The 25,923-nt window shown below is 66.7% G+C and carries 24 protein-coding genes; 9 read left to right on the top strand and 15 right to left on the bottom strand.

Annotated features, from left to right (window positions below; all coding sequences use genetic code 11):
- Genes TBU01S_RS03180 through TBU01S_RS03160 form a run of 5 tightly spaced genes read right to left on the bottom strand, consistent with a single transcriptional unit; the run spans position 1 to position 3,275 of the window.
- Positions 1-435, bottom strand: a complete 435-nt coding sequence (locus TBU01S_RS03180) for a magnetosome magnetite crystal formation protein family (protein WP_068635176.1) — start codon at positions 433-435, stop codon at positions 1-3.
- An 11-nt stretch (positions 436-446) separates the two neighbouring features.
- Positions 447-1,259 carry a CbbQ/NirQ/NorQ/GpvN family protein gene (locus TBU01S_RS03175; RefSeq protein ID WP_068635175.1) on the bottom strand — a complete coding sequence of 271 codons (813 nt, stop codon included), beginning with the start codon at positions 1,257-1,259 and terminating at the stop codon, positions 447-449.
- Complete coding sequence (locus tag TBU01S_RS03170) at positions 1,256-1,537, bottom strand: cytochrome C oxidase subunit IV family protein (protein WP_068635174.1); 282 nt, start codon at positions 1,535-1,537, stop codon at positions 1,256-1,258. The genes TBU01S_RS03175 and TBU01S_RS03170 overlap by 4 nt, the downstream gene beginning before the upstream one ends.
- Positions 1,538-1,547: 10 nt before the next feature.
- Complete coding sequence (locus TBU01S_RS03165; protein WP_068635173.1) at positions 1,548-2,150, bottom strand: cytochrome c oxidase subunit 3 family protein; 603 nt, start codon at positions 2,148-2,150, stop codon at positions 1,548-1,550.
- 45 nt (positions 2,151-2,195) lie between these two features.
- Positions 2,196-3,275: a type I glyceraldehyde-3-phosphate dehydrogenase gene (locus TBU01S_RS03160; protein WP_068635172.1), complete on the bottom strand. Its 1,080-nt coding sequence runs from the start codon at positions 3,273-3,275 to the stop codon at positions 2,196-2,198.
- Positions 3,276-3,461: 186 nt separating this feature from the next.
- Between TBU01S_RS03160 and TBU01S_RS03155 the strand changes: the two genes are divergently transcribed.
- From TBU01S_RS03155 to TBU01S_RS03130, 6 genes are all read left to right on the top strand, one after another.
- The gene (locus TBU01S_RS03155) at positions 3,462-5,681 is read left to right on the top strand and encodes a TonB-dependent siderophore receptor (RefSeq protein ID WP_217999549.1); all 2,220 of its coding nucleotides are present in this window, start codon (positions 3,462-3,464) and stop codon (positions 5,679-5,681) included.
- Between the two features lie 87 nt (positions 5,682-5,768).
- Positions 5,769-6,092: a hypothetical protein gene (locus TBU01S_RS03150; RefSeq protein ID WP_157659083.1), complete on the top strand. Its 324-nt coding sequence runs from the start codon at positions 5,769-5,771 to the stop codon at positions 6,090-6,092.
- Positions 6,089-6,406, top strand: coding sequence for a hypothetical protein (locus TBU01S_RS03145; protein WP_068635170.1), 318 nt, complete (start codon positions 6,089-6,091; stop codon positions 6,404-6,406). Before TBU01S_RS03150 ends, TBU01S_RS03145 begins: the two co-directional genes overlap by 4 nt.
- A 3-nt stretch (positions 6,407-6,409) precedes the next feature.
- Positions 6,410-8,032, top strand: coding sequence for a PepSY-associated TM helix domain-containing protein (locus TBU01S_RS03140; protein ID WP_068635169.1), 1,623 nt, complete (start codon positions 6,410-6,412; stop codon positions 8,030-8,032).
- Between the two features lie 169 nt (positions 8,033-8,201).
- Positions 8,202-8,579 (top strand): ArsR/SmtB family transcription factor, encoded by a 378-nt coding sequence (locus tag TBU01S_RS03135; protein WP_068635168.1) that lies wholly within the window; start codon positions 8,202-8,204, stop codon positions 8,577-8,579.
- 159 nt (positions 8,580-8,738) lie between these two features.
- The gene (locus TBU01S_RS03130; RefSeq protein ID WP_217999548.1) at positions 8,739-11,072 is read left to right on the top strand and encodes a heavy metal translocating P-type ATPase; all 2,334 of its coding nucleotides are present in this window, start codon (positions 8,739-8,741) and stop codon (positions 11,070-11,072) included.
- Positions 11,073-11,113: 41 nt separating this feature from the next.
- Here the strand turns inward: TBU01S_RS03130 and TBU01S_RS03125 are convergent, their stop codons facing one another.
- From TBU01S_RS03125 to TBU01S_RS03115, 3 genes are all read right to left on the bottom strand, one after another.
- Positions 11,114-12,166, bottom strand: coding sequence for an NAD(P)-dependent alcohol dehydrogenase (locus TBU01S_RS03125; RefSeq protein ID WP_068635166.1), 1,053 nt, complete (start codon positions 12,164-12,166; stop codon positions 11,114-11,116).
- A gap of 197 nt (positions 12,167-12,363) precedes the next feature.
- Positions 12,364-13,743 (bottom strand): cbb3-type cytochrome c oxidase subunit I, encoded by a 1,380-nt coding sequence (locus tag TBU01S_RS03120; RefSeq protein WP_068635165.1) that lies wholly within the window; start codon positions 13,741-13,743, stop codon positions 12,364-12,366.
- A 60-nt stretch (positions 13,744-13,803) separates the two neighbouring features.
- Positions 13,804-14,229: a c-type cytochrome gene (locus tag TBU01S_RS03115; protein ID WP_068635164.1), complete on the bottom strand. Its 426-nt coding sequence runs from the start codon at positions 14,227-14,229 to the stop codon at positions 13,804-13,806.
- Positions 14,230-14,429: 200 nt separating this feature from the next.
- On the opposite strand from TBU01S_RS03115, the gene TBU01S_RS03110 reads away from it, so the two are divergent.
- Positions 14,430-15,182 (top strand): N-acetylmuramoyl-L-alanine amidase family protein, encoded by a 753-nt coding sequence (locus TBU01S_RS03110; RefSeq protein WP_245650833.1) that lies wholly within the window; start codon positions 14,430-14,432, stop codon positions 15,180-15,182.
- A 34-nt stretch (positions 15,183-15,216) separates the two neighbouring features.
- Here TBU01S_RS03110 and TBU01S_RS03105 read toward each other — a convergent pair whose 3' ends face one another.
- The 3 genes from TBU01S_RS03105 to TBU01S_RS03095 are packed head-to-tail and all read right to left on the bottom strand — an operon-like array spanning position 15,217 to position 20,869.
- On the bottom strand, positions 15,217-16,659 hold the full coding sequence (locus tag TBU01S_RS03105; RefSeq protein ID WP_068635163.1) for an efflux transporter outer membrane subunit: 1,443 nt from the start codon (positions 16,657-16,659) through the stop codon (positions 15,217-15,219).
- Positions 16,656-19,760 (bottom strand): MexW/MexI family multidrug efflux RND transporter permease subunit, encoded by a 3,105-nt coding sequence (locus tag TBU01S_RS03100; protein ID WP_068635162.1) that lies wholly within the window; start codon positions 19,758-19,760, stop codon positions 16,656-16,658. Before TBU01S_RS03100 ends, TBU01S_RS03105 begins: the two co-directional genes overlap by 4 nt.
- Complete coding sequence (locus TBU01S_RS03095) at positions 19,757-20,869, bottom strand: efflux RND transporter periplasmic adaptor subunit (RefSeq protein WP_083953435.1); 1,113 nt, start codon at positions 20,867-20,869, stop codon at positions 19,757-19,759. Before TBU01S_RS03095 ends, TBU01S_RS03100 begins: the two co-directional genes overlap by 4 nt.
- A gap of 47 nt (positions 20,870-20,916) precedes the next feature.
- Here TBU01S_RS03095 and soxR point away from each other — a divergent pair, with 47 nt between their 5' ends.
- Positions 20,917-21,459 carry a redox-sensitive transcriptional activator SoxR gene (gene soxR / locus TBU01S_RS03090; RefSeq protein ID WP_083953434.1) on the top strand — a complete coding sequence of 181 codons (543 nt, stop codon included), beginning with the start codon at positions 20,917-20,919 and terminating at the stop codon, positions 21,457-21,459.
- 111 nt (positions 21,460-21,570) lie between these two features.
- Positions 21,571-22,107 (top strand): DUF924 family protein, encoded by a 537-nt coding sequence (locus tag TBU01S_RS03085; protein ID WP_068635159.1) that lies wholly within the window; start codon positions 21,571-21,573, stop codon positions 22,105-22,107.
- Between the two features lie 27 nt (positions 22,108-22,134).
- Here the strand turns inward: TBU01S_RS03085 and TBU01S_RS03080 are convergent, their stop codons facing one another.
- From TBU01S_RS03080 to TBU01S_RS03065, 4 genes are read right to left on the bottom strand one after another with little or no spacing between them, the layout of a single operon-like run.
- The gene (locus tag TBU01S_RS03080) at positions 22,135-23,160 is read right to left on the bottom strand and encodes a quinone-dependent dihydroorotate dehydrogenase (RefSeq protein WP_068635158.1); all 1,026 of its coding nucleotides are present in this window, start codon (positions 23,158-23,160) and stop codon (positions 22,135-22,137) included.
- Between the two features lie 27 nt (positions 23,161-23,187).
- Positions 23,188-23,994, bottom strand: a complete 807-nt coding sequence (locus tag TBU01S_RS03075) for an arginyltransferase (protein ID WP_083953433.1) — start codon at positions 23,992-23,994, stop codon at positions 23,188-23,190.
- 20 nt (positions 23,995-24,014) lie between these two features.
- Entirely contained in the window at positions 24,015-24,722 is a 708-nt protein-coding gene (aat, locus tag TBU01S_RS03070; protein WP_068635157.1) for a leucyl/phenylalanyl-tRNA--protein transferase, read from the bottom strand.
- A gap of 7 nt (positions 24,723-24,729) precedes the next feature.
- Positions 24,730-25,812 (bottom strand): ABC transporter ATP-binding protein, encoded by a 1,083-nt coding sequence (locus tag TBU01S_RS03065; protein ID WP_068635156.1) that lies wholly within the window; start codon positions 25,810-25,812, stop codon positions 24,730-24,732.
- Positions 25,813-25,923: the final 111 nt, after the last annotated feature.

Below are 25,923 nucleotides of genomic sequence, written 5' to 3'. Positions count from 1 at the left end.
TCAATGCTCCTTTGGAGGGGAGAGGTCCAGTTCAGGCTCGCGCGGCCCGAAGATCGGATAACGCCAGGGCCGGCCATTGACCGCGCGCGACAGGCCGAGCACGCCGAGCAGGATCAGCCCGGAATGGACGAAGGTGAAATACAGCACGCCGATCACCCACGACCACGGGTTGTCGAAGCCGCCGAGCACGAAGATGGCCACGCTCAGGCTCACCAGCAGGGTGCCGCCCCAGATGCAGGTCCAGCCGGTCTGGCGCAGGTGGTTGCGCACCAGCGGGTCGGGATGATTGCGGTGCTTGATCCACAGGAACATCAGCGCCAGGAAGGCCAGGCCCGGCGCCAGCATCAGGTTGATGAGGAACAGGGCCTCGGCGGCGATGGCGAGATGCGGGCCGGGTACGGCGTGGCGAAGGGGGTCGGGGCGTTCGATCGACATGGCCGTTCGCGTCAGCGGCCGAAGGTGGCCGACACGACTTCCATCAGCGCCTCGGCGACTTCATGGTCGTCGGTCAGGCTCTCGATGATGCCGACGCGGCAGGCGGCGACCGGATCCATGCCGTCCTTGATCAGCAATGCGGCGTAGATCAGCAGGCGGGTGCTGGCGGCTTCCTCGAGATCGCGGTCCTTCAGCGCGCGCAGCGCGCCGGCGATCGCCACCAGGCGGCGGGCGAGGTCGGGCGGGCAGGCGGTCTCGCCGATCAGGATCGCTTCTTCCTGTTCGGCGCGCGGGAAATCGAAGCGCAGGCTGACGAAGCGCTGGCGGGTCGAGGGCTTCATGCCTTTCAGCAGGTTCTGGTAGCCGGGGTTGTAGGAAACCACCAGCATGAAGCTGGGCGGCGCCTCGAGCAGTTCGCCGGTGCGGTCGATCGGCAGGATGCGGCGGTCGTCGGCCAGCGGGTGCAGCACCACCGTGGTGTCCTTGCGCGCCTCGACCACTTCGTCCAGGTAGCAGATGCCGCCTTCGCGCACCGCGCGGGTCAGCGGGCCGTCGCACCACACCGTCTTGCCGTCGCCGATCAGATGGCGGCCGACGAGGTCGGCGGCGGTGAGATCGTCGTGGCAGGCCACGGTGTGCAGCGGCAGCCCCAGGCGGGCGGCCATGTGGGCGACGAAGCGGGTCTTGCCGCAGCCGGTCGGGCCCTTGATCAGCAGCGGCAGGCGGTTCTTCCAGGCGTGCTCGAACACTGCGACTTCGTCGCCGGCGGCCTGGTAGTAGGGGATGTCGAGTTGCTGCGTCTCGGCGCGGTTGTCCATGTTCATTGCGGCATTCCTTTGATGTATGCGATGGCGATGACCGCCCAGACGAGGACCATCCAGCCCAGCGTCAGCATGCGCCACAGCGCCGGTGCATGTCTCAGGGCCATGAAGTCGAGGATGATGACCGCGCCCTTCCAGAACGAGATCGCGGCCAGCGCGGCGATCGCGCCCTTGCCGGTGGCGCCCAGCACGCCCATGCCCCAGGTCAGCAGCGTGGCGACGATCAGCGTCGCCCACAGCAGGGTGGCGCGTCGCGGCGTGCCATGTACGTCGGAGCTCATCTTCTCCTCCTCAGTGGATGACATAGACCAGCGGGAACAGGATCAGCCACACCAGATCGACCATGTGCCAGTAGGCGGCGCCGGTCTCGATGCCGTTCATCTCGCCCGGCCGGTAGCGGCCCTGGCGTGCGCCGTTCCACATCGCGACCAGGATCACCATGCCGAGAATCACGTGCATGAAGTGGAAGAAGGTCAGCGACAGGTAGAACATGTGGAAGGGGCTGCTCGACAGGCTGATGTTGTGCTCGAAGGCCGCCGCGTACTCGAACATCTTGACCACCAGGAAACCGGCGCCGCAGGCGATCGCGGCCAGCAGCCAGCGCGCGCAGGGCTGCGACAGGCTGTGCTCGGCGGCCTGCACCGCGCGCACGACGAAATAGCTGGCGGTGAGCAGCAGCACGGTGTTGAGCGCGCCGGCATGGCGGTTCAGCGCCGCCTGCTCGGCATCGAACAGCTCGATGTTGTTGGCGCGGGTGAAGGCGTAGGCGGCGAAGAACACGCCGAAGGCCAGCAGTTCGGCGAGGATGAAGAACCAGATCGCCAGGTCGCCCGCGAGTCGGGGGCCGGTGGTGTCCGGGGGTGTTGCAATGGCGGGTAGGGTGTCCTGTTCCATGCATCGAAGTCTAGGCAGCGGGGCATGGAATTAACTTGATCGTGGTTAACTGAGCCGTTCCGCGAGGGATTCGGCGGCGCGGCCCAGCCAGTGCCGCGTCACATCCGCCATGCGGTTGGCAAACCCCCATTCGTTGTCGAACCACACCACCAGGTTGAGCAGCCGCGGCCCGATCATGCGCGTCTGGCCGCCGTCGACGATCGCCGAATGCGGATCGTGGTTGAAGTCGATCGAGGCATGGGGGTCGTCCGACCACGCCAGCAGTCCGCGCCACGTGCCTTCGGCAGCGGCGCGCAGCAGCCTGTTGATCCGCGCCGCGTCGGTGTCGCCGGCGAGCTGCAGCACCATGTCGATGGCCGAGACGTTGTGCGTCGGCACGCGGATGGCCTTGGCCTGCACCTTGCCGGCGAGCTCGGGCAGCAGGCGCTCGACGCCGCGCGCCAGGCCGGTGGACACCGGGATGATGGACTGCATCGCCGAGCGTGTGCGGCGCAGGTCGGCGTGGTGGTAGCCGTCGATCAGCGGCTGGTCGTTCATCGCCGAATGCAGGGTGGTCAGCAACACGTTCTCGAGGCCCAGTTCGCGGTGCAGCAGGGCCAGCACCGGCACTGCGGCATTGGTGGTGCACGACGCGTTCGACACCAGCCGGGCATCGGCGCGCAGGCTGGCATCGTTGATGCCGTGCACGATGGTGGCGTCGACGTCCTCGGCGCTGTTGCCCGGCTGCGATAGCAGCAGGCGTGGGCAGCCTGCCCGCAGGAAGCGTTCGAGTTCGGCGCGGCTGCCGTACTGTCCGGAGCATTCGACCACCAGATCGATGCCGTGGGCTGCCCAGTCGAGCGCTTCGGGCGTGGCTGCATGCGAGACCGCGATGGCCCGGCCGTCGATCAGCAACTGGTCGCCGCTCGTCTCGACCTGGCCGGGAAAGCGCCCGTGGGTGGAATCGAAGCGGGTCAGGTAGGCGATGCTCGCCAGGTCCGCCGGCTCGTTGATCGCCACCACCTGGAACTGCCGTGCCAGCCCGGCCTCGTGCAGGGCACGCAGGTAACAGCGCCCGATGCGGCCATAGCCGTTGATGGCGATGCGTTGCGGGCGGGATGGGACGGGGGGCGGGGTGCGTGACACGGTGGCTTCCGGTGGGCGGGTCGGGGGAAAAGCGGAATTCTAATGGGTGATGGCCCCGTGCCGGAATTCGTGCAGGGCAGGAGCAGGCTTGCTGCGGTTTCAAAGTCGGTTATTTAGCTCTCGTTTTTATTAGTACAATGAGAACTGTTTTCATTAAAATTCATCGTCCGTTCTCATGAGGAAACCATGAAGGTCCGCATCGCAAGTTTGAAGAGGAAAACCGTATGCCTGGTCATCCTGTCGGCCATGCCCGCACTGGCAGCCGCACAGGAAAGCCGGCAGGCGTCCGCAGACGACGGGTTGGCGCCCACGGTGTTGAAGGCGGTCACCGTTGATGCCTACCGAACGGCGGAAACGGCGTCGGGTGCGACCAAGACCGATACACCGGTTGCCGAAACGGCACAGTCGGTATCGGTGATCGTGCGCGACGAACTGGACGCGCGCGGCGTGCAGAACCTCAACGACGCGATGCGGTATGTCGCCGGAGTCGCGCTCGAAGGCTCCGGCATCGACAATCGCGTCGATGATTTCAGCATCCGCGGCTTCGATGCCGGCAGCTGGAGCAACAACGTGACCGTCGATGGCATGCGGGCGCCGCAGGGCAGCCAGTGGAACCGGACGATGGTCGATAGCTGGAACCTGGAGCGCGTCGAAGTCCTCAAGGGGCCGTCGGCGGTGATGTATGGCCAGGTGGCACCGGGAGGCATGGTCAACCAGGTGAGCAAGATGCCGTCGGCCGACCGCGAGCGGCTCCTGCGGCTCGGCATCAACGGCCATGGCCAGTTCAATACTGCCTTCGATGTCGGCGGCGGCAGCGAGGACGACCGCCATCTGTTCCGTCTGGTCGGGCTCTACCGCAAGGGTGATACCCAGATCAAGCACACGCCGGAAGAGCATTACTTCATCGCGCCGAGCTACAGCTTGCAGATCTCCGATGCGACGAAGCTGACGCTGCTGGGCCTGTACCAGCGCGACGACGGCGGTTCGACCTACCAGTTCCTGCCAATGGACGGAACGCTCGTCGCGACGCCGTTCGGGCGGATGAAGAACACCACCTTCATCGGCGAGCCGCACTGGAATACCTATGATCGTACGATCTGGACTGCCGGCTATGTCTTCGAGCACGCATTCGACGACAGCTGGAAGTTCAGCCAGAGTGCGCGTGTGACGGACGTGGAGTCCCTGTTCCGTACGGTGGTCACCAGCGGCGCATTGAATGCCGACGGCCGCACTCAGAACCGCCGCGCGGTATGGGGCGAGGGCGATTCCAGGGGGTATACCGTGGATACGCGCCTGACCGGAAAATTTGCCACTGGCGCGGTTGCACACACCTTGCTTGCCGGGCTGGATTGGCAGAAGGCGGATTGGACCGGTGCGCGCGGCGCGATGACCAGCCCTCCGCCCATCGACATCTTCAACCCGGTGTACAGCGGCTTCAGGCCCACCACCACCAGCATCAGCTACAGTGGCGGCAAGAACGAACAAACCGGGGTCTATCTGCAGGATCAGATGGCCATCGACAAGTGGCGGCTGACCTTGGGCGGCCGCTACGACTGGACCGAGGATGACACCTACTCGCAGCCCTATTCTGCCATTTCCGGTGTCTACGGCGCCCGCAGCCCGAGCAGGGTAAAGAACGAAGCCTTCACCCGCAATGCCGGAATCCTCTATGTTTCCGATCTGGGCCTGTCGCCTTATCTCAGCTATGCCGAGTCGTTCCAGCCGGCCGGCAGCAACACAAGCATGAGCTTCACCGACAAACCCTTCGATCCGGTGACCGGCAAGCAATGGGAATTCGGCATCAAATACCAGCCGGCGAACCATGATGGCCTCGTCACCGTGTCCATCTACGACCTGCGCCAGCAGGACATCCTGGTCGACGACCCCGATCCCGCCCACAACACATGCGGTTCGAACGGAACCAGCCAGTGCCAGGTCCAGGATGGCGAGAGCCGGGTGGCGGGCGTGGAGCTCGAAGGCCGGATCACGCTGCAGAAGGGGTTGAGCGTGATCGGCGCGGTGTCGTGGATGGATTCGGAAATCACCCGCAGCACGGCCGGCCTGAAGGGCAAGGAGCTTGCGCGCGTGCCGGAGAAAACCGCGTCGCTGTGGGCCGACTACACTTTCCTCGGCGGAGACCTGGCCGGCCTGAGCCTGGCGGCCGGGGTGCGCTACAACGGCAGGAGCTACGGCGACAGTGCCAACCTCTACGAGATTCCGTCCTTCACGCTCTATGACGCGGCAATCCGCTACGTCATCGGCCGCGACAGCGGCACGCCCGTCCAGCTTGCGCTCAATGTCGGCAATCTGACGGACAAGCGCTACGTTTCCACCTGCGGCGGCGTTTCTTCATGCTTCTACGGGACCGGCCGCACCGTCAACGCGACCGCGACCTTCAATTGGTGAGTCCGTGGCGGCAGGTTCCCCCGCCGGGGCGGACCGCGTCATGGCATACCCTGTGGGCAGCGACGCAAGCGGGGGCGGCAGTGATGATTGTCGCTGCGGCTGCAGCCGTATCTTTCGAATGAGATCAGTACGATGAATGCGTGGATGGTCCTGCTTTCGGCGCTGTCCGGTGTGGCGGGCGCATGGCTGCTCTATCTGGCATCGCCGCAGCAACTGTGGTCGGCACGCCGATCCTCCCCCCGCGGCCTTGCCTGGCTCGGCAGCGGCTGCCTGCTGCTGTCCCTGGTGCTGCTGCTGTCGATGATGGGGGCGATGGCTGCGGTGGCGAGCTGGATGGTGCTGGCGATGCTGGTGTGGACGGCGGCGCCGTTCGTTGGTGCATGGCGGGCGCGGCAGCGGAGGCCGTCATGAGCGAGAAGGCGGCAACGGTGAATGTGCGGCGGCTCGACAGCCGCCACTGGTTCGGCAAGGGCTGTGCCGGCGTGCTGCTCGGTTTCGGCCTGGCGGTGGCCCTCTCCGGCTTGTTTGCCTGGCTCGGCCCGGGAGGTATCGAGGGTGGGGGCGGCAAGACGCAGTTCAACATGTGGCTGATCTCGCCGATCTGGGCGGGTGTGCTGTCCTTCGTATTCCTGTTTCGCGACAGCCTGCGTGCATGGTTGTGGCTGGGCGCGGCGAACCTGGCTGCTTTCGGCCTGTTGGGCGCGCTCCGGCTGGGCATGGGTTGAGCAATGAAAATCCGTAACGACGTCATCAAGGTATACAAGGACGTACACATCTGGGTCGGCATCGTCAGCGGGCTGATGCTGTTCATCGCCTTCTACGCCGGCGCCATCACGATGTTCGAGAAACCGCTCGAACGCTGGGCGACGCCGCCATCGGCGCTGGCGCCGCCGCCGCCGATCGAGCGCGCGGACGAATTGCGGGAGGCCGTCCTCGCCAGGCACCCGCAGGCGGCGAAGTTCCATGCCGTCGTTGTCCAGCCGACTGCCGAAATGCCTGCAAGAGTGGTATGGCGCGAACCTGGCAAGACCCGTCGGGACTTTACCGAGTATGGGGCGAGCTTCGCTGCCGATGGCAGCCTGCAGGTCGAGAAGCTGGCCAGGGCGCCGGTGGCGCAACTGGTCGACACGCTTCACCAACTGGTGGGCCTGCCGTTTGCCGATGCGGTGGCACGCCCGATCATGGGCGCCGTGGCCTTGCTGTATGCGGTGGCGCTGGTTTCCGGGCTGATCATCGTGCTGCCGACGCTGGTCAAGGATTTCTTTGCCCTGCGCCTGGGCAAGAACATCAAGCGCATGTGGATGGACGTCCACAATGCGCTGGGCATCGTCAGCCTGCCCTTTCACCTCGTCATGGCGCTGACCAGCGTGGTCTTCGCCTTCCATACCCCCTTCTATGCGGTTCAGGAAAAAGTGGTGTACCCCCACGGCCTGCCCTGGGGGCAACACGAGCCTGCGCCATTGCCCGGTCCTGGCGAATACCGGCTGCCGGCGGACGAACTGCTGCGCAGAGTCGAGGCGCAACTGCCGGGTTTCGAGGTGTACAGCTTCATCTTCCGTGAAGACCATGGTCAGCTGGAGGCGAGCGTCACCGGCCTGGACGTCCGCTACGGCACCCGTGGGCGAACCTATGCGAGCACGCACCTGAATCCCTATACCGGCGAAGTGGACCCGCATGACCTGCCCGGGCACATGGAGCCATGGAGCGCGGCCGTCAATACCTTCTTCATGCTGCATTTCGGCAGCTACGGCGGCGACGCGATGCGCTGGCTCTACGTGGCGATGGGACTGGCCGGTGCCATGCTGTTCTACACCGGAAACCTGCTGTGGATCGAATCGCGCCGCAGGAAGCGGCGCGACGGCGTCATCCCCGGGCAAAAACGTTCGGCCCGGGTGCTGGGCTGCCTTACCGTCGGTGTGTCCCTTGGCTGCGTGATCGGTATTTCGGCGACGTTGGCAGCGACCAAATGGCTGCCAGGCCAGGCCGATGACCTCGCTGCATGGCATGAGGGCATTTATTACGCAGTTTTCTTCGCCGCCGTGGCCTGGGCCTTCGTGCGGGGGGCTGCCCGCGGCGCCGACGAACTGCTGCGGCTGGCGGCGCTGGCGACCCTGCTGATTCCGCTCGGCAGTCTGGCGGGCATCTGGGGGATCGGCGGCACCTGGAACCATCACGGCGCGGGCTTCGCCGTCGATGCCACCGCCCTGGCAGCCGTACCGGTGTTTCTGCTGCTGGCGCATCACACCCGCAAGCGGATGCTGGAAGGCCATGCCGATAGCGTCTGGTCCGCGAAGCATGAACCTGCCGTCGATCCAGGTGCTTCACCTCAGGAGGTGGCGGTTTCCAAGTGAGGGGCCGGTATGGACGGCCGCTGCTGCTCGCCGTCGTCCTGCATCCTGCCCCGCGGGGTGGACGTGACGGGGGTTCTAGGCTGTAATCCCGGCCACCAGCAGGGCAGACCGATGCGGCTGCCGATCAGGGACCACAGCGGCCGGCTTCGGGAACAGGTATCTTCGCGCCATGACTTCACACAAACCGCGCGGCGGCAAGGATGTGCCGCCTGCGCCTGCACGAGAACAGGACGCCGGCGATGCCTTTGCGCTGTCGCAGAACGACGTCACCATCCTGGCGGAGACTTTCCGCCTGCTGGGCGATCCGTCGCGCCTCAGGATCATGCTGTGCTGCATGAAAGGTTCCACTTCGGTGGGGGAGATCGCTGACAGCCTTGAGCTGTCGCAGTCGCTGGTCAGCCACCATTTGCGGCTGCTGCGTGGCGCGCGGCTGGTGAAGGGAGTGCGGCGGGCCAAGCACATCTTCTACGAAGTCGCCGACCAGCACGTCAGCCAGGTGCTGCAGGACATGGCCAGCCACATCGTGGAAGAGCAGGCTGACGATTGAACGCTGCGCCCGGGCAGGAGGTGTGGCGCTGCAGCGGAGCGGGTGTGCCTTTTTAAAAAACACATGAACAATTGTTCATGTGTGCTAGTATGAGTGCACCTGCTGTGCAAGAAGGTCTGCGTTTTTGCAGCTCCCGCATCGGCAGGCAAGGAGATCGGCATGAATGAACACCATGCGGAGCACGGGCACCACGACGGCCACCGGCACGAGCGGGATGGCTGCGCGGATCACTGCCATTGCGAGATCCAGGCCTGCGCGGACGGGCATCGGCATGCCCACGCGGCCGGGGAGGCGGCTGCCGCCCAGGCAGCGTCCGCTCCTGCGCCCGAAAGCTCACCCAGGGTATCGATGCGGGTCGAAGGCATGGACTGCGCAAGCTGCGTCGGCAAGATCGAGACTGCGCTGGCGCGCATGCCGGGGGTGTCCTGCATCCGGCTCAATTTCGCTGCGGAAACGCTGGAACTGGCGCTGGCGCCGGATTCGGCCACCGGCGTCGGCGACATCGAGAAAGTCATCGGCGGGCTGGGCTTCGGTGTGTCTGCCATCCAGGACCGGAGGGGGGAAGAGGGAGCGCCGAGCGCTCCTGCTGCTGCCGCGGACCTGCCCTGGTGGAAGACGAAGAAGGGCGCGCAGGTTCTCGGCCTCGGCGTGCTGATGGGTGCGGCCTATGCGATGGCGCTCGTGTTGCCGGCATATGGGCCCTGGGTGTTTGCCGCCGCCGTGCTGCTCGGCGTCTTTCCCTTCGTGCGCAAGGCGTTCGCACTGGCGCGCGCGGGTTCGCCGTTCTCGATCGAGATGCTGATGTCCGTCGCTGCAGTCGGTGCCCTGCTGATCGGCGAGGCGGAAGAGGCCGTTGCGGTGGTGTTCCTGTTCTCGGTCGGCGAATTGCTGGAGAACGTCGCCGCGGGCCGTGCGCGCGCCGGCATCAAGGCGCTGGCCGCGCTGGTGCCGAAGACGGCGCTGCTGCTCGATGGGCAGGGCGGGCAGCGCGAAGTGCCGGCCTCGTCCTTGCGCGTGGATGACCGCGTGCTGGTCCGGCCGGGCGACCGCGTGCCGGCCGACGGCGTGATCGTGGCGGGCGCGTCCAGTCTGGACGAGTCGCCGGTGACCGGCGAGTCCGTGCCCCGGGAGAAGGCAGCCGGCGACGGCGTCTTCGCCGGCACCATCAACGTCGATGGCGTGCTGCAGGTCCGGGTGGACAAGGCCGCCGCGGACAACACCATCGCCCGCATCATTCATCTGGTGGAGCAGGCCCAGGCCGCCAGATCGCCCACCGCGCGTTTCATCGAGCGCTTCAGCCGCTATTACACGCCGGCGGTGATGGCGCTGGCGGCGCTGGTCGTGCTGGTGCCGCCGCTGGTGCTGGGCGGCGACTGGGGCACCTGGCTCTATCGCGGCCTGGCGTTGCTGCTGATCGCCTGCCCTTGCGCGCTGGTGTTGTCGACCCCGGCCGCCATTGCTTCGGGCCTGGCGGCGGGCACGCGGCAAGGGCTGCTGATCAAGGGCGGCAATGCGCTGGAAACCATCGGCCGCGTGGGTGCGATCGCCTTCGACAAGACCGGCACGCTGACCGAAGGCAGGCTGCGCGTCACCGACATTGCCGCCTTTGACGGAGAAGAAGGGGAAGACGAGGAGAGCCAGGCGATGAGCGTGCTCGCGCTGGCGGCGGGCGTCGAATCCGGTTCCAGCCATCCGCTGGCCAGGGCCATCATCCGGCAGGCCGAAAGTGCCGGGCTCGCCATTCCAGTGGCGGCGGAGGCTTCGGCCAGCGCGGGCCGGGCAGTGCGTGCGCGGGTGGATGGCCGTCGCCTGGCGGTGGGCTCTCCGGTGTACGCCGAGCAGGTCGCGCAGCTTGCGCCTGGGCAGCGGGCACGCATCGAGGCCTTGCAGAACGATGGCAAGACGGTGTCGGTGCTGCTCGACGAGGAGGCGGGGCGCGCCCTGGGCCTGCTCGCGCTGCGCGACGAACTGCGGCCGGATGCGCGTGAGGGCGTCGCCCGGCTCAAGGCGCTGGGCGTGCGGCCGGTGATGCTGACCGGCGACAACGCCCGCACGGCGCGGGCGCTGGCCGGCGAACTGGACATGGAATGGCAGGCCGAACTGCTGCCGCAGGACAAGCTGCGCCTGATCGACGGCATGAAGCGTGATGCCCGCGTGGCGATGGTGGGCGACGGCATCAACGACGCGCCGGCACTGGCAGCGGCCGACGTCGGCATCGCGATGGGCGGCGGCACCGACGTGGCGATCGAAACCGCCGATGCCGCGCTGCTGAAGAGCCGCGTCAGCGATCTCGCCCATCTCATCGCGCTGTCGCGGGCGACGATGGCCAACATCCACCAGAACGTGGTGTTCGCGCTCGGCCTCAAGGGGGTGTTCCTGGTCACCAGCGTGCTGGGCATGACCGGCTTGTGGGTGGCAGTGCTGGCCGATGCCGGGGCGACGGCGCTGGTCACGCTCAACGCGCTGCGCCTGCTGCGCTTCGGGCGTGGCTGAAGCGCCGGCTCGCCCGCGGCATACGGGGGCGGGCCGCTGCTTCAGGCGACGCTGGACAGCGAAGCCATGTCGATCACGAAGCGGTAGCGCACGTCGGCTTTTTCCATGCGCTCGAAGGCGTGGTTGATCTCGTCCATGCGGATCATCTCGCAGTCGGGCAGGATGTTCTTTGCCGCGCAGAAATCGAGCAGTTCCTGCGTCTCGCGGATGCCGCCGATCGGCGAGCCGGCGATGCGGCGGCGGCCGAACAGCAACGGCACCGTGCTCAGTTCGTCCAGCGGGCCGATCTGGCCCACCAGTACCAGCGTCCCGTCCACGTCCAGCAACGGCAGATAGGGCTTGAGGCTGTGCTGGACCGGCACGGTGTCGATGATCAGGTCGAAGCTGCTGGAGGCCTTGCGCATCGACTCGGTGTCCGATGAGGCGAGCAGGCGGTGCGCGCCCAGCGCCAGCGCGTCGGCTTCCTTGTCCCTGCTGCGGCTCAGCACCGTGACGTCGGCGCCCAGCCCGACCGCGAGCTTGACCGCCATGTGGCCCAGGCCGCCCAGCCCGATCACGGCCACCCGGCTGCCCGGCCCGACTTGCCAGGTGCGCAGCGGCGACCAGGTGGTGATGCCGGCGCACAGCAAGGGCGCCGCCCGGGCCAGATCCAGCCCTTCGGGTACGCGCAGGCAGAATTCCTCGCGCACCACCAGATGCTTGGAATAGCCGCCCTGCGTCGGCTCCCGGGTGATGCGGTCGTGTCCGCCATAGGTGCCGGTGCAGCCCTTGCGACAGAGCTGTTCCTCGCCCCGTTGGCATAGATCGCATTCCATGCAGCTGTCGACCAGGCAGCCGACGGCGACGTGGTCGCCGGCCTTGTAGCGGGTGACCTCGGCGCCGACCCGGGTGACGCGACCGACGATCTCGTGCCCCGGCACGATCGGGTAATAGCTCTTGCCCCAGTCGTTGCGCGTGGTGTGCAGGTCGGAATGGCACACGCCACAGTAGAGGATCTCCATCGCGACGTCGTTCGGCCGCAGCGCACGGCGTTCGAACTTGAAGGGCGCCAGAGGCGTGTCCTTGCTGTAGGCGGCATAGCCATAGGTCTGCATGTGCGGGCTCCTGTGCTGTATTTCTCGGAAAGCTGGGATCCTACAGGCTGTGGCGCGGCAGGCAAGCGGTTTGCCGCCGCCGGACTGCCGGGCGCCGGATCGCCAGACCGTCGACGAAAAAAAAGGGGCGGCCCAAGCCGCCCCCAACCCCTTCCCCTGGTCGCCCAGGAGTTACTGCGGAGAGACACCGGTCATCGTCATGCCTTTGCCGGCTGGGTCTCGCCCTTGACGAAGAAGCTGATGACGTACACCACCAGGCCGACGAAGAACATCACACCCGCCCATTCACGCATCCAGTAGAACAGGGTGACCTGGTCCTGGGCGGCCATGAAGGACATCGGCGAGTCGGACACGCGCTGCAGCCACACTTGCAGGATGCCGGCGGCGGTGAGGAACAGGGTGATGAAGACCATCGCGATCGTCATCAGCCAGAAGGCCCACATTTCCAGCACTTGCGACTTGTTCGAGTTGGCGGCACGGCCGCGCAGGATCGGCATCGCGTAGCTGATGATGGTGAGCACGACCATCACGTAGGCGCCGTAGAAGGCCATGTGACCGTGGGCGGCGGTGATCTGCGAGCCGTGGGTGTAGTAGTTGACCGGAGCCAGGGTGTGCAGGAAGCCCCACACGCCTGCGCCGAGGAAGGCCATCACGCCGGTACCCAGGGCCCACAGCACGGCAGCGCGGTTCGGATGCTCGCGGCGACGGCGGTTGACCATGTTGAAGGCGAAGACGGTCATGGCGAAGAAGGGCAGCGGCTCCAGCGCGGAGAAGATGGAACCCCACCACTGCCAGTATTCCGGCGCACCGATCCAGTAGTAGTGGTGGCCGGTACCGATGATGCCGGTGACCAGGGCCAGCGTGATGATCACGTACAGCCACTTCTCGATGACTTCGCGGTCGACCCCGGTCACCTTGATCAGCACGAAGGCCAGCAGCGCGCCGAGGATCAGTTCCCACACGCCTTCCACCCAGAGATGCACCACCCACCACCAGTAGAACTTGTCACGGACGAGGTTCACCGGGTTGTAGAAGGAGAACAGGAAGAAGATCGCCAGACCCCACAGACCGAGCAGCAGCACCATGCTGATGGCGGTCTTGCGGCCCTTGAGCGTGGTCATGGTGATGTTGAACAGGAAGGCGAGGGCGACGATGACGATGCCGATCTTGGTGATCAGCGGCTGCTCGAGGAACTCGCGTCCCATCGTGGCGAGGATGTCGTTGCCCGTCATCTCGGCCAGCGTGGCGTAGGGCACCAGCAGATAGCCGAGGATGGTGGCCGCACCGGCGACGAGGAAGATCCAGAACATCGCCAGCGCCAGCTTCGGGCTGTAGAGCTCGGTTTCCGCTTCTTCCGGAATCATGTAGTAGGCCGCGCCCATGAAGCCGAACAGCAGCCAGACGATCAGCAGGTTGGTATGGACCATGCGGGCCACGTTGAACGGGATTTCCGGGAACAGGAAATCGCCGACGACGTACTGCATGCCCATGATCAGGCCGAAAATGATTTGCCCCACGAACAGTCCGATCGCCGCGATGAAGTAGGGCATGGCGACCGCTTGTGATTTGTATTGCATGGATGATCCCCTTGTCGGTTCTCCGGGTTGCGTCTGAGGTTCTATGGTTCAGCCTTCGACTCAACCTTCGATGTTGGGCGGCCAGTTGGCGGTGTTGATCTCGGAGGTGTACTTCAGGAAGGCAACGAGCTCATCCAGCTCCTCGTCGGTCAGGTTGAAGTTGGGCATCTGGCGGCGGCCAGGCGCCATCGTGGGCATGCTCTGCATCCACGCCTTGATGAACTCCGGACCGCGGCGAACATAGACATTGCCGAGTTCAGGCGCGAAATAGGCGCCTTCGCCCAGCAGGGAGTGGCATCCGATACAGTTTCGTGTTTCCCAGATGTGCTTGCCGGCGGCGACTTCCGGCGTGATGTTGTGAGAATTGTCGCGCGATGGCAGTTCGCGCTCGGTGTCGAAGGTCAGCGCCAGGAACAGGAGGAAGAAGAAAACCGTCCCCCCATAGAAGATGTTCCGCGCCATCGATTTTGTGAAAATGCCGCTCATCGCGCACTCCTCATCATTGGTCTCGTTTTCAGGATTGATTGGTGTCAGTGGTAAGGGGGATTACATTCCCACGGCTGAGCCGATGGTGAGCGCATGGTAGGGAGCCGGCTGCCCCCCCACCATGATTTGAATCAAGATTGACCGGGTAGCCGGAATGCGCCCGGCGACCGGGCTGGAGAGCGTGGGTGGAGATGAACGGGATGGCATCGACAGCGCATCGCGTCTGCATGGCCATGCTCGCCTTGCCGGCGATTGCGCTGGCACATGGCGAGATCGTGGTGGACGTGGGCCATACCCTGGCGGCACCGGGGGCGACGAGCGCGCGTGGACGCAGCGAATTCGAATTCAACCTCGATCTGGCACGCGAGGTGACGGCGGCGCTGCAGGCGCGGGGCCGGTCCGCACGCCTGATCAACGAGGACGGCCTCATCCCCAGCCTGAAGGCCAGGCCACAGGCGGCCGAGGGAGCCGCCTTCCTGCTGTCGATCCACCACGACTCGGTCAACGCCTTCGAACTGCAGCCCTGGCAGTGGCAGGGGCAGGCGCTGGACTACAACGACGACTTCGCCGGACATTCGCTGTTCGTCTCGCGCGACAACCCGGATACCGCGCGCAGCATCCTGTGCGCCCGCATCATCGGCGCACGCCTGCAGCGCATGGGTTTCGAGCCCACCCACAAGAACGGCCGCCGCCGCGCCTACGCGGACCCCATGCATGCCGTGCATTATTACGATGGCCTGGCGGTGCTACGACATGCGACGATGCCCGCCGTACTGTTCGAGGCCGGCGTGATCAAGAACCGCGACGAGGAACTGCTGCTGCGCGATCCCGCGCGCATCGCCCGCATGGCCGATGGCATCGCCACCGCGCTGGTGGCCTGCCTGACTGCCGGCCAGCCGGCCGATGATGAGGCGACGGCAGATGGGCCGCCGCTGCAGCCTGTCGTGGAGTGATGGCTCGAGTGCTGTGATGTGGCAATGTGGCGTATCAAGGCATGGCGCGCTCGCCTTGCCAGCCGAGCGCCTTGTATAGCGCGACCACTTGCACCTGCGATCCGGTTTCCTCCTGCACGATCTGCCGGCGTAGCTGAAACAGCGTTCGCTGGCTCTCCAGCACGGCCTGGTAGCTGCCGGCACCGGCGCGGTAGCGTTTGCCGGCGATGTCGAAGGCCGCCTGGGCGTGGCCGGCCGATTGCAGCAAAACGGCGAGTTGGCGCTGCTGTTCGGCGAGGGTGGTGATCGCGTTTTCGACTTCCTCCTGTGCGTTCAGCAATACCTGTTCGTAGACGGCCAGCAAGCCTTCGGACTGCGCCCTGGCGGCGCGCAGCCGCGCGCGGGCATTGCCGAGGCGCAGGGCTGGCCAGGACAGAGTGGGGGCAGCCTGGAAGGTGCGCGAGGCGGCGCTGCCGAGATCGCCATCGCGCAAGGCGAAGAAGCCGAAAAAGCCGCCCAGGTCGAGGCGAGGGTAGAGCTCGGCGGTGGCTGCGCCCACGTTCTCGACGCTGGCGGCCAGCAGGCGTTCAGCCCGGATCACGTCGGGCCGCGCGAGGATCAGGTGCTTGACGTCGCCCAGCGGAAGCTGCGTTGCCAGTGGCGCGAAGCGGGTTTCGGCCGGGTCGGGCAATTCCGCCCGGGCCTGGCCGGGCCGCCGTCCGGCGAGCACGTCGAGCCGGTAGCGGGCCTGCTGCAAGGCCGCCGTCAGCGGGGGAATCGCGGCCTCGCTGCGCAGCAGGTTGGCGCGGGCGCTTTCCACCTCCTCCGGCAGTCCGGCGCCGGCGCGCTGGCTGGCTTCGGCCAGGCGGACGGTTTCGCGCCAATTGTCGGCTTCCTGCCGGGCGACGTCCAGTTGCCGCCGATGGCCTTGTGCATCGAACCATGCCCGTGCGACTTCGGCAGCGATGCTCAGGCGCGTCAGCGCCAGGTCAGCCCGGCTGGCTTCGGCACGGGCCATCGCTGCCTGTTGCAGCCGATCCAGGCGGCCGAACAGGTCGATTTCCCACTGCACGTCGAAGCCGGCCTGCCAGGATTCGGACAGCCTGCGTCGGCCGTCGTTGCTGGCCTGCTGCTGGATGCCCCGCACATGGCCGGCGCTGCTGGTCACGCCCGGCAGGCGGTCGAGCCGGCGTTCGTCGAAGACCGCACGGGCGCCAAGCAGCCTGGCCTGCGCCTGGCGGATGTCGTGGTTGTGGGACAGTGCCGTTTCGATCCAGCGGGCCAGGCCCTCGTCCTCGAAGAAGCGCCACCAATCGGCGGGCATCGTTGCGCTGCTGTCCATCGCCTGGCTCGCGGCCAGTTCCACCGCCTGTGGGCTGGCAAGCACGACGGCTGGTGTGTCGGGTTTGACGTACTTCGGTCCCACTGCGCAGCCGGTCAGCGCCGTGGCCAGCGCCGCTGCACTCAGGAGACGGAGTCTGGTGCTGCTCGTCCTCATGCCTTCGCTCCTTCGGCCCGTTCGATTTCAGCGATCCCGGCCAACTGAAGCTCACGTGCGCTCTGCACGCGATGGTCGCGTGCCAGCCAGGTGTAGATCGTCGGCAGCACGAACAGGGTGAACAGCGTGCCGACCAGCATGCCGCAGACGATCACCACGCCCAGGCCGAAGCGGCTGTTGGCGCCCGCGCCGCTGGCGAACAGCAGCGGCACCACGCCGAAGGCCATCGCGCTGGTGGTCATCAGCACCGGCCGTAGGCGGATCTGCGCGGCGCGGATGATCGCGGACGTCCGGTCCAGCCCTTCATTCGCCTGCAGTTCGTTGGCGAACTCCACCATCAGGATGCCGTGCTTGCTGATCAGGCCGATCAACGTCACCAGGCCGATCTGGGTGTAGATGTTCAGTGTCGCCCAGCCCAGTGCCAGTGGCAGCAGCGCGCCGCAGATCGACAGCGGCACGGTGATCAGGATGATCAGCGGATCGGCCAGGCTCTCGTACTGCGCCGCCAGCACCAGATAGATCACCACCAGGGCGGCGAGGAAGGCGAACACCAGCGCATTGCCTTCCTGCACGTACTGGCGGGATTCGGACTGCCAGTCGTGGCTGAAACCGGGCGGCAGATCGGCCACCGCCTGCTCAAGGAAACCCACCGCCCGGCCCAGTGACACGCCTGGTGCGGGAATGGCCTGCAGGGTGGCGGCGTTCTGCTGGTCGAACTGCATCAGGCGGTTGGGTTCGACGCCCATCTCCAGCCGCAGCACCGTGGACAGCGGCACCAGGGTGCCGTCGCCGGTGCGCACGAACTGGCGAGCCAGCGCCTGCGGCGTCAGCCGCTGGTCGCGCATGCTCTGCGGGATCACGTCGTAGGAACGGCCGAACAGGGCGAAGCGGTTGATGTAGTTCTCGCCGACCAGCACGCCGAGCGAATCGCCGATGTCCTGCATGGAAATGCCCAGGCTTCCCGCCTTGGCACGGTCGATGGTGAGCTGGACCACCGGGCTGTCGTACTCCAGGTCGCTGTCGACCACGACGAACAGGCCGCTTTCGCGGGCGCGCTGCTTCAGGCCCGCCATCGCTTCATAGATCACCGGATGGTCCTGGGCACTGCGCAGCACCAGTTGCACCGGCAGGCCGCCGCTGCCGCCCGGCAGCGGCGCGACCTGGAAGGCGAAGATGCTGCTGCCTTCGATGTCGCCCACGGCCTGCTGCAGCTCGGCGAGGATTTCAGGCTCCTTGCGCTCGCGTGCGCCCCAGTCCGACAGGTTGATGCCGCCGAAGCTGGACGCGGGGCCGTCGGTGCCGTTGATGATCCAGGTGCCGGTCGTTTCCGGAATGGCGGCCATGACGCGGTGCAGCTCCAGCCCGAAGCGTTCGGCATAGTCCAGGCTGGCGTACTGAGGCGACTTGATCGCGGCCAGCACCGCGGCCTGGTCTTCCGGCGGTGCCAGTTCGCGTTGAGGCATCTGGTACAGCAGAGGCAGGCTCAGGCAGACGAGCAGGGCGACGCCACCGCTCAGCCAGCGTTGGCGCAGCGAGAAACGCAGCAGCTTGCCGTAACCGTCTGCCAGGCCGCCGAAGACCTGTTCGGCCAGCCTCGCCATGCGGCCGTGTCCGTCGCCCTGCCGGCTGGACTTCAGCAGCAGCGAACTCATCACCGGCGACAGTGTCAGCGCCACCACACCTGAGACGATCACCGCGCCGGCCAGCGTCAGCGCGAACTCACGGAACAGCGCTCCGGTCAGCCCACCCATCAGGCCGATCGGGGCATAGACCGCCGCCAGCGTCAGCGTCATGGCGATGACCGGCCCGGCGATCTCGCGCGCACCGATCAATGCCGCCGCGATTGGCGACCTGCCTTCTTCGATGTGGCGATGTACGTTCTCCACCACGACGATGGCGTCGTCCACCACCAGGCCGATCGCCAATACCATCGCCAGCAGGGTCAGCAGATTGATGCTGAAGCCGAAGGCCAGCATCAGCCCGGCTGCGCCCAGCATCGACAGCGGGATCGTCAGCACCGGGATGACGACGCTGCGCAGCGAGCCCAGGCACAGCCAGATCACCAGCACCACGATCAGCACCGCCTCCAGCAGCGTGTGCAGCACCTCGTCGATCGAGGCTTCGATGAAGCGGGCCGTCTCGTAGGCCAGTTCCATCTTCACGCCCGGCGGCAGCGTTTTCTCGATCTCCGGCAGCAACTGGCGGATGCCATCGACGATGACCAGCGGATTGCCCGCGGGCGTCGGGAACAGGCCCAGGTGGACGGCGGCTTCGCCATCCATCGTGGCGCTGGCGTTGGTGGCCGCGGCGCCCAGCTCCACCGTGCCCACGTCGCGCAGGCGCACCAGACCGTTGCCGTCGTTGCGGATCACCAGATCACGGAACTCGTCGACGCTGCTCAGTTCGGAATCGACCCGTACATTGGCGATCACGTACTGCCCGCGTACCTGCCCCGGCGCGGCCTGGTAGTTGTTGCGGCGCACCGCCTCGGCCACGTCGCTGGCGGTCAGGCCGCGGCCGGCCAGGCGATCCGCATCCAGCCACAGGCGCATCGCCAGCCGCTGGCCGCCGAAGGTCTGCACCTTGGCGACGCCGGGAATGCCGGAGAACAGCGGCTCGACCACGCGCGACAGGTAGTCGGTAAGCTCGGGCGCCGACAGGCTGCCGGTGGAGAAGCCGACATAGGCCACCGCCGTCGAATCGCCGGCGGACAGTTCGATCACCGGATCGTAGGCGCGCTCGGGCAGGCGATAGCGCACCTGATTGACCTTGGCCATGGTCTCGGTCAGCGCCTGGGTGGAATCGCGGTTCAGCTCCATGCGCAGCGTGACCGTGCTGCGGCCCTGCACTGACGAGGACGACAGGTAGTCGATGCCTTCGACCGAGGACACCGCCTGCGCGATCGGCTGGGTGACGAAACCCTGCATCAGTTCGGCGGACGCGCCGGGGTATTCGGTGCTGACCGTGATGGTCGAGGTTTCCAGCGTCGGGTACTGCCGGATCGGCAGCTTGCCCAGCGCGAACAAGCCCAGCAGCACGATCAGGCTGCTGGCCACCAGCGCCAGCACCGGGCGGCGCACGAAAACGTCGGTGAATTTCATGAGCGCGCGTCCTCCGTCACAGGTGCTACTGGCTGTTCCTCATGAAGCGCGTCACGTGCGACTACCTCGACCAGCATTCCGTCGCTCAGCCGCAACTGGCCGGAGACGACTACCCGTTCACCCTCGTTCAGGCCGGATTCGATCTCGACAAGGCCCTGCCAGCGTTCGCCGGTCCTGACCGCCACGCGGCGCACGCTCAGCGCCTGCCGTTCGTCCCTTTCGGCGACGAACACCGTCTGGCCGTAGGCGGAATGGCTCACGGCGGTTTCCGGCACCACCAGCACTGGCGTCGGCTGCTGGCGCAGCACGCGGACCTTGGCGAACATGCCGGCCTGCAACAGCCTTTCGGCATTCGGGATGCGGGCCTGCACCTGCACCGTGCGCGAGGCGCCGATCAAGGGGTCGATGGCGGCGACCTCTGCCTCGAACACACGCCCTGGCCAGGCATCGGCGCGCACCTGTACCGGCTGGCCAGCGCGCAGATGCGGCACCGCCTGCTCATCCAGCGCGAAGTTCGCATGCAGCGTGCCGGCATCGACCAGACTGGCGATGGCATCGCCGGCGTTCAGGTACTGCCCCTCATGCACCCGGCGGATGCCGATCACGCCGGAGAAGGGCGCGGTGACGGCCTTCTGCGCGATCACCGCCTCGATGCGCTGCAGTTCGCCGCGCGCCATGTCACGGGCCGCGGAGGCGTGGTCGAGCTGCTCCTGGGTCGCCACCCGCTCGCCGTGCAACTGGCGGGTTCGGGCCAGTACCGTTTCGGCGTTGCGCAACTGGGCGCGCAGCCGCAGGCGCTCGGCCTGCTCGGGCGCGTCGTTGAGCTGCACCAGCAACTGCCCCTTGTCGATACGCTGGCCGGAGGAGAAGGCGATGCGCGTGATGCGCCCTGCGACTTCCGCGGCCAGCTCCACCTGGCGCGCAGCTTCCAGTTCGCCGACACCGTGAAATGCCCGTGGCGCATCGGCGTGCTCCACGGCGGCCAAGGCCACCTTGGTGACCGGCCAGCCATCGCTCGAGGTTTCGCCGTCGCCGCCCCGGATCAGCCATGTGGCGGCGACGGTCACGGCGGTGGCCGATGCGATCGCCACTCCCGCCCATTTTTGCATTGTCGTTCTCCCGATGATTCAGCAGCGCAGTGCTGCACGCGCCCTCGATGTCCGGCCCGCAAGGCTTGCCAGCGTGGTCGCGGCGGACTATAAGACCTCAAGTTAACTTGAGGTCAAGCGTCGTGACGAACCAAGACAAACCCATCGGTTTCATCCGAGTGTTTCTGACCGTGGGGGAAGTTGCCCGGCGTGCGGGCGTGCCTGTATCCACCATCCACTTCTACGAATCGAAGGGTTTGATCACCAGCGTGCGCAGCGCGGGCAACCAGCGGCGTTTCCCCTTGGTGGTGCTGCGCTACATCGCCGTCATCAAGGTGGCGCAACGCGCCGGCGTGCCGCTGGAGGAAATCAAGGAAGCGCTGGGCCGCTACCCGCGTGGCAGCAAGCTGACGACGGAGCAATGGCGCGAGCTGTCCTCGGCGTGGCGTGCCAGCCTGGACGAGCGGATCAAGCGGCTGACGCGGCTGCGCGATGAACTGGACGGCTGTATAGGCTGCGGTTGCCTGTCGCTGGAGGAATGCCCGTTGCGCAATCCGATGGATGAACTCGGCAGGGAGGGGGCAGGGCCGAGGATTCTGGAGCGGCCATGAGAATGCATCAGGTTCGGCGCTGCGTGTGCAGGAGCTGTTTTGTCACGGCCCCTGTGCTCGGCTGCGCCGAAGTGTCACACAATTCACGACGGGACAGACAGGGAGACAAGCATGCACGAGGAAATCCTGCGTTTCTGGTTCGAGGACATCCAGCCGGCCCAATGGTGGGCGGTCGATCCGGCCTTCGATGTCCTGCTGCGCGAACGTTACGCGGCTGTGCTGCAAAGCGCTGCGCAGGGCGAATGCCATGCCTGGCGCGGCAGTGCCCGCGGCCGCCTGGCCGAAATCATCGTGCTCGACCAGTTCTCGCGCAACATCCACCGCGGCACGCCGCGTGCTTTCGCGCAGGATGGGATGGCCCTGGTGCTGGCGCAGGAGGCGGTCGCAGGCGGCGTGCTGGATGCGCTCGGGCCTGCCGAGCGCGCCTTCCTGCTGATGCCCTGGATGCACAGCGAGTCGCGCTTGATCCATGTCGAGGCCGAACGCCTGTTCAGGCATTGGGCGCCGCCGGACAGCCACGATTTCGAACTGCGCCACAAGGCCATCATCGATCGCTTCGGGCGCTATCCGCATCGCAATGCCATCCTGGGGCGGGAACCCAGCGCCGAGGAAGTCGCCTTCCTGCAGCAACCGGGGTCGAGTTTCTGAACCGGCTGCGGCCCCCTGGCCGGGTGCTCAGGCCGCGGGCGCTTTCCAGCTGCGCGTGGCACGCACGCATTCGCGCACCAGCGCCGGGCCGCGATAGACCAGGCCGCTATAGACCTGCACCAGGCTGGCGCCGGCATCGAGCTTGGCGATCGCGTCGCTGCCGTTGAGCACGCCGCCGGCGGCAATGATCGGCAGTTCGCCGGCAAGCGCCGTGGCGAGCTGGCGGACGACGGCGGTCGAGGCTTCGAACACCGGCGCGCCGGACAGCCCGCCTTGCTGTTCGCCGTAGCGGATGCCCTGCACCTTGTCGCGGGCGATGGTGGTGTTGGTGGCGATGACGCCGTCGATGCGGTGGCGGCGCAGCGCGTCGGCGATGTTGATGACCTGGGCTTCGTCCAGGTCGGGGGCGATCTTCAGCGTCAGCGGCACGTAGCGGCCATGGGTGTCGGCCAACCGGGTCTGCGCGGCCTTGAGGCGGCCGAGCAGGTCGTCGAGTTCGGATTCGCCCTGCAACTGGCGCAGATTCCTGGTGTTGGGTGAGGAAATGTTGACGGTGACGTAGCTGGCCAGCGCATAGATCTTGTCGAGGCAGGCGAGGTAGTCGTCGGCGGCGTTCTCGATCGGGGTATCGAAGTTCTTGCCGATGTTGATGCCGAGGATGCCGCGGAATTTGGCTGCCTTGACGTGGGCGATCAGGACGTCCACGCCGTGGTTGTTGAAGCCCATGCGGTTGATGACGCCTTGCACTTCGGGCAGGCGGAACATGCGCGGACGGGGGTTGCCGGGCTGGGGGCGCGGCGTGATGGTACCGATCTCGATGAAGCCGAAGCCCATGCGGGCGAGGCCGTCGATGGCTTCGCCGTTCTTGTCGAGGCCGGCGGCGAGGCCGATGCGGTTCGGGAAGCTCAGGCCCATGACTTCGACCGGCTCGGCCGGCTCGGGCTGGCCGGCGGGCAGTACGCGGCCGGCGAGGTTCAGGGCATGGATGGTGAATTCGTGGGCGGTCTCGGCGTCGAGCGAGAACAGCAGGGGGCGGGCGATGTCGTAGAGCATCGGCGGATTGTAGCGATTCGGTGCCCGTCAGGCGATGGCGCCGGATGTGCCGGAAAGAGGGGGCGCACCCGGATCCGGGGTCGGGTGGGGCGAAAGCGGGCCGCCATGGCCGGGCATGCTCTCCAGCGCCATCCACTGGCCGGCGTGCAGCGCCTGCAGCGGGCGGAAACGTGCCTTGTAGGCCATCTTCGGGCTCTCGCCGATCCAGTAGCCGAGATACACGTAGGGCAGGCCCATGCGGCGGCAGGCTTCGATCTGCCAGAGGACGCCGTAGGTGCCGAGCGAGCTTCCGGCCAGTTCCGGTTCGTAGAAGGTGTAGACGCTGGACAGGCCGTCTTCCAGGCGGTCGATGATGCTGACCATGCACAGGGTGTCGCCGTCGCGGAATTCCACCAGCCGCGTATCGACGTGGGTCTGCAGCAGGAAGTGGGTGTATTGCTCGCGGTTGTCCAGGTCCATGCCGCCGCCGGCGTGGCGGGTGGACTGATAGCGCTGGTACAGCCGGTAGTGCTCCTCGACGAAGGCCAGCGGCAGTTCCACGGCCCGCAGCCCGGCGTGGCGCGTCCGGGCGCGCCGCTGGCTGCGGTCGGGGCGGAAATCCTGCACCGGGATGCGCACCGGCACGCAGGCGTGGCAGGTGTCGCAATACGGCCGGTAGGTGAACACGCCGCTGCGGCGGAAGCCGCGCCGCACCAGTTCGCCATATACCTGGGTGTCGATCAGGTGGCCGGGCGTGGCGACCTGCGAACGTGCATTGCGGCCGGCCAGGTAGGAGCAGGCATAGGGCGCGGTGGCGTAGAACTGTATCAGGGCGTAGGGGTAGTCTTTCTGCATCTTCGCTCCCGGCCGTGTATCTAGCCCCAGTCGATGTACTGCCCGGCGTCCGCTGGCCATCGGGCTCCGCCCGGACAGGCCGATGCGTGCCGGGCGAGGATGTCGCTGAACTGTCGGCGCGGAATCTCGCACGCGCCCATCGACATCAGGTGCGTCGTCGTCATCTGGCAGTCGATCATGACATAGCCTCGCATGTGCAGGAAGCGGGCCAGGTGGGCAAGCGCGACCTTCGAGGCGTTCGATTCGATCGAGAACATCGACTCGCCGAAGAAGACCCGCCCCAGCGCCATGCCGTACAGGCCGCCCACCAGACGGCCATCGCGCCAGGTTTCGACGCTGTGGGCATGGCCGAGTTCATGCATGGCGCAGTACGCGGCGCGGATTTCCGGCGTGATCCAGGTGCCGGGGCCGGGTGTGCGCGGCGCCGCACAGGCGTCGATGACGGCGCTGAAGCGGGTGTCGAAGCGGACCTCGAAATGCCGCCGGCGCAGGAGCTTGCGCAGGGAGCGGCTGATGCGGATCTGCTCGGGTGCGAGCACCAGGCGCGGGTCGGGACTCCACCACAGGATGGGTTCGCCGGGATTGAACCAGGGAAAGATGCCTTTCCGGTAGGCGGCGAGCAGCCATTCCGGGCTCAGGCCGCCGCCGGCGGCGAGCAGGCCGTTCGGTTCGCGGAGCGCATGCTCGACCGGCGGAAATCCGGGCGGGCCGTCCAGCCAGGGAATCATGCCGGGCTCAGGCGGCTGCGTCGGCCGCCGGCGAGTCCTGGAAGGTGATGACGTGGTCGGCATCCAGGCGGATGCCGATGTGCTCGCCGATCGCGTGGTTGTGGTGGCTCGGCACCAGCGACAGCACCCGCGCGCCGCTCGCCAGGCGCAGGGTGTAGAGGATGTCGGCGCCGCGGAAGGCCTTGTGCAGGACTTCGGCCTTCAGCGGGCTGGCATCGTCGTGGATTATGTCGTCCGGACGCAGCAGCACGTCGACCGCCGCGTCGGGCCTGCACGCCTTGTGGTCGCCGCAGGACAGCGGGACATGGCTGTCGAGTATGCCGAGCTCGATGCGGACGCGGCGTTCGTCCAGCATCTGTCCGTCGACGAACACGCCCTGGCCGATGAAGTCGGCGACGAAGCGGTTGGCCGGTTCGTGATAGAGGTTGTAGGGCGTGTCCCATTGCTGGATGCGGCCTTCGTGCATGATGCCGATCTCGTCGGCGACGGCGAAGGCTTCGTGCTGGTCGTGGGTGACCAGGATGGCGGTGGTCCCGGTGGCCTTGATGATGTCGCGCACTTCGTGCGACAGGCGCTCGCGCAGCTCGACGTCGAGGTTCGAAAAGGGTTCGTCGAGCAGCAGCAGGCTGGGCCGGGGCGCCAGCGCGCGGGCCAGCGCGACGCGCTGCTGCTGGCCGCCGGACATCTCGTGCGGATATTTGTGGCCCTGGTCGCTGAGGCCGACCAGTTTCAGCAGTTCGGCGACGCGCGCCCTGCGGGCCTCGGCACTTTCCTTGCGCAGGCCGAAGGCGATGTTGTCCGCCACCGTCAGGTGGGGAAACAGCGCGTAGTCCTGGAACACCATGCCGATGCGCCGCTGTTCGGGGGCGAGATGCTCGCCGGCGGTGCTGACCACCCGGCCATCGAGCCGGATTTCGCCCGCGGCCACGCGCTCGAAACCGGCGATGCAGCGCAGCACGGTGGTCTTGCCGCAGCCGGAAGGCCCCAGCAGGCAGCCGATCCGGCCTTTCTCCAGGCTGAAGGACAGCTTCTGGACGATCCGGTGAGAGCCGAAAGCGAGGTCGATGTCGGTGAGCTGGAGATGGGCCATGTCGGGTCGTCGGACTGCGGAGGAGGAGGATTATTGCATCGTAACGCGCAACAAATGCGATCAATTATAATTCTCCTCCTCTGCAAGGGGCCAGGCGGCGGCAGACCGGGC

The organism is Thauera butanivorans NBRC 103042 (genome assembly GCF_001591165.1).
GTDB classification, from domain to species: Bacteria; Pseudomonadota; Gammaproteobacteria; order Burkholderiales; family Rhodocyclaceae; genus Thauera; species Thauera butanivorans.
The sequence above is the reverse complement of the archived record's forward strand: the minus strand, read 5'-3'. Positions and strand labels throughout refer to the sequence as shown.

What these genes read in the sequence shown, in the direction of transcription:
- aat (WP_068635157.1), bottom strand. Translation starts at nt 24,722, where the DNA reads ATGATTCCCTGGCTGGACGGCCCGCCCGGATTTCCGCCGGTCGAGCAT.
- TBU01S_RS03120 (WP_068635165.1), bottom strand. Translation starts at nt 13,743, where the DNA reads ATGCAATACAAATCACAAGCGGTCGCCATGCCCTACTTCATCGCGGCG.
- TBU01S_RS03065 (WP_068635156.1), bottom strand. Translation starts at nt 25,812, where the DNA reads ATGGCCCATCTCCAGCTCACCGACATCGACCTCGCTTTCGGCTCTCAC.
- TBU01S_RS03095 (WP_083953435.1), bottom strand. Translation starts at nt 20,869, where the DNA reads ATGCAAAAATGGGCGGGAGTGGCGATCGCATCGGCCACCGCCGTGACC.
- TBU01S_RS03100 (WP_068635162.1), bottom strand. Translation starts at nt 19,760, where the DNA reads ATGAAATTCACCGACGTTTTCGTGCGCCGCCCGGTGCTGGCGCTGGTG.
- TBU01S_RS03140 (WP_068635169.1), top strand. Translation starts at nt 6,410, where the DNA reads ATGAAAATCCGTAACGACGTCATCAAGGTATACAAGGACGTACACATC.
- TBU01S_RS03155 (WP_217999549.1), top strand. Translation starts at nt 3,462, where the DNA reads ATGAAGGTCCGCATCGCAAGTTTGAAGAGGAAAACCGTATGCCTGGTC.
- TBU01S_RS03125 (WP_068635166.1), bottom strand. Translation starts at nt 12,166, where the DNA reads ATGCAGACCTATGGCTATGCCGCCTACAGCAAGGACACGCCTCTGGCG.
- TBU01S_RS03085 (WP_068635159.1), top strand. Translation starts at nt 21,571, where the DNA reads ATGCACGAGGAAATCCTGCGTTTCTGGTTCGAGGACATCCAGCCGGCC.
- TBU01S_RS03165 (WP_068635173.1), bottom strand. Translation starts at nt 2,150, where the DNA reads ATGGAACAGGACACCCTACCCGCCATTGCAACACCCCCGGACACCACC.
- soxR (WP_083953434.1), top strand. Translation starts at nt 20,917, where the DNA reads ATGTCCGGCCCGCAAGGCTTGCCAGCGTGGTCGCGGCGGACTATAAGA.
- TBU01S_RS03105 (WP_068635163.1), bottom strand. Translation starts at nt 16,659, where the DNA reads ATGAGGACGAGCAGCACCAGACTCCGTCTCCTGAGTGCAGCGGCGCTG.
- TBU01S_RS03180 (WP_068635176.1), bottom strand. Translation starts at nt 435, where the DNA reads ATGTCGATCGAACGCCCCGACCCCCTTCGCCACGCCGTACCCGGCCCG.
- TBU01S_RS03130 (WP_217999548.1), top strand. Translation starts at nt 8,739, where the DNA reads ATGAATGAACACCATGCGGAGCACGGGCACCACGACGGCCACCGGCAC.
- TBU01S_RS03135 (WP_068635168.1), top strand. Translation starts at nt 8,202, where the DNA reads ATGACTTCACACAAACCGCGCGGCGGCAAGGATGTGCCGCCTGCGCCT.
- TBU01S_RS03115 (WP_068635164.1), bottom strand. Translation starts at nt 14,229, where the DNA reads ATGAGCGGCATTTTCACAAAATCGATGGCGCGGAACATCTTCTATGGG.
- TBU01S_RS03145 (WP_068635170.1), top strand. Translation starts at nt 6,089, where the DNA reads ATGAGCGAGAAGGCGGCAACGGTGAATGTGCGGCGGCTCGACAGCCGC.
- TBU01S_RS03080 (WP_068635158.1), bottom strand. Translation starts at nt 23,160, where the DNA reads ATGCTCTACGACATCGCCCGCCCCCTGCTGTTCTCGCTCGACGCCGAG.
- TBU01S_RS03110 (WP_245650833.1), top strand. Translation starts at nt 14,430, where the DNA reads ATGGCATCGACAGCGCATCGCGTCTGCATGGCCATGCTCGCCTTGCCG.
- TBU01S_RS03170 (WP_068635174.1), bottom strand. Translation starts at nt 1,537, where the DNA reads ATGAGCTCCGACGTACATGGCACGCCGCGACGCGCCACCCTGCTGTGG.
- TBU01S_RS03075 (WP_083953433.1), bottom strand. Translation starts at nt 23,994, where the DNA reads ATGCAGAAAGACTACCCCTACGCCCTGATACAGTTCTACGCCACCGCG.
- TBU01S_RS03175 (WP_068635175.1), bottom strand. Translation starts at nt 1,259, where the DNA reads ATGAACATGGACAACCGCGCCGAGACGCAGCAACTCGACATCCCCTAC.